The organism is Roseomonas genomospecies 6 (assembly GCF_008365375.1).
Taxonomy (GTDB): Bacteria; Pseudomonadota; Alphaproteobacteria; order Azospirillales; family Azospirillaceae; genus Azospirillum.
Window position 1 is genome coordinate 1 of record NZ_QOKW01000076.1, and the last position, 1786, is coordinate 1786.

The 1786-nt window shown below is 70.7% G+C and carries 2 protein-coding genes; both read left to right on the forward strand.

The genetic code is table 11. From position 1 onward, the window contains the following. On the forward strand, positions 1-1460 hold a 1460-nt coding region (locus DS843_RS30815; protein WP_208852368.1), incomplete at its 5' end, for an efflux RND transporter periplasmic adaptor subunit. Positions 1461-1473: 13 nt separating this feature from the next. Next, the coding region (locus DS843_RS30820) for an efflux RND transporter permease subunit (protein WP_149472616.1) at positions 1474-1786 on the forward strand (313 nt) is incomplete at its 3' end.

Sequence of the window (1786 nt, forward strand, 5' to 3'; positions counted from 1 at the left end):
CGGCCTCGCCCGTCTCCGGCGAGGAGGGCGTCTACCGTCTCGAACCGTCCTGGCTCTCAAAGCCGGGATCACATGACGTGACCGTCTCCATCACCGCGGCCGACGCGGCCGACCTGCTGATCGGCACCCTGGAGATCCCGGCAGGTGCGGCTGAAGCGCAGACCGGAGGCGCGCAGGGTGTTTCCGCCGTCCTCGGCCAGGTCCGGAACGATTCCGGCCTGATGCTGGGGGCGGTCATGGTCTTCCTGCTCGGGGTCCTGACCACCGTCGCCCTGACCCGGCGTGGACGCACGCGGACGGTCGCGGGCGCCGCGCTGGTCGGCATCGGCCTGCTGTTGGCGAGCGGCGGCGCCTTCGCCCACGGCGGCGAGGACCACAGCCACAGCGACGAGGACAAGGGCAAGGCACCGGCGGCTGTCCCGATGGGGGCGGCTGTCCCGATGGGGCCGACCGGCGCCTCGGAGAGCCCGCGGCGCCTGCCGGACGGCAGTCTGTACGTGCCCAAGCCGTCGCAGCGTCTGCTGTCGGTCCGCACCATCGTTGCCAAGCCGCAGGAGGCGGCGCAGACGGTGCGGTTGATCGGTCAGGTCATCGCCGACCCCAACGGCGGCGGCCACGTCCAGGCCACGCAGAGCGGTCGCATCGAGCCGGGGGACACGGGGCTGCCCTACGTCGGCCAGTGGGTCGAGGCCGGGCAGATCCTGGCCCACATCGCCCCCGCCGTGACTTTCGTGGACCGCAGCGGCATCCAGCAGCAGATCGCCGTGGTGGAGCAGGAACTCGTCATTGCCGAATCCCGCCTCCAGCGGCTCCGGAAGCTGGAAGGCAGCGTGCCCCAGCGCGACATCGAAGAGGCGGAGGCCAACCTCAACGGGCTGCGCAAGCGCCGGGCGGCCCTGTCCCCGGCGCTGACGACCAAGGAAGCCCTGCGGGCGCCCATCTCCGGGGTGGTCACCGCCAACAACATCAAGGCCGGACAGGTGGTCGAGGGGCGCGACCAGGTGCTGTTCGAGATCGTCGACCCGGCGCGGCTGATGGTCGAGGCGGTCGCCTTCGATCCCCGGGTGGCGAACAGCGTCCACGGCGCCACGGCGACCACCGCCGACGGCGTCACCCTGACCCTCGGGCACCTGGGACACAGTCTGGCATTGCGCCAGCAGGCCATTCCGCTGCTCTTCCGGATCGACAACCCACCCCAGGGCCTGAGCGTCGGCCAACCGGTGCGCATCGTCGCCCAGATCCAGGGGAAGGCGTCCGGCATCGTCCTGCCGCGGCAGAGCGTGGTGCGCAACGCCAGCGGCCAGCCCATCGTCTGGCAGCACGACACCCCGCAACGCTTCGTCGCCCGCCCGGTGCGCACGCAGCCCGTCGATGGCGACACGGTGCTGGTCCTGGCGGGCGTCGAGCCGGAGGCGCGCATCGTCACCGACGGCGCCGGTCTCCTCAACCAGGTCCGGTGAGGAGCGCCCCGCCATGTTCAACGTCCTCGTCAACGCCAGCCTGCGCAACCGGCTCTTCGTCCTGGCCGCCGCTGCGATCCTCGTCGTCTACGGCTCGTTCGTCCTCAAAGACCTGCCGATCGACGTCTTCCCCGACCTGAACAAGCCGACCGTCACCCTGATGACCGAGGCCGAGGGGCTGGCGCCGGAGGAGGTCGAGCAGTTGGTTTCCTTTCCGCTGGAGACCTCGATGAACGGCATGCCGGGCATCACCCGCGTGCGCTCGGTGTCCGGCGTCGGGCTCAGCATCGTCTTCGTCGAGTTCGATTGGGGCACGGACATCTACC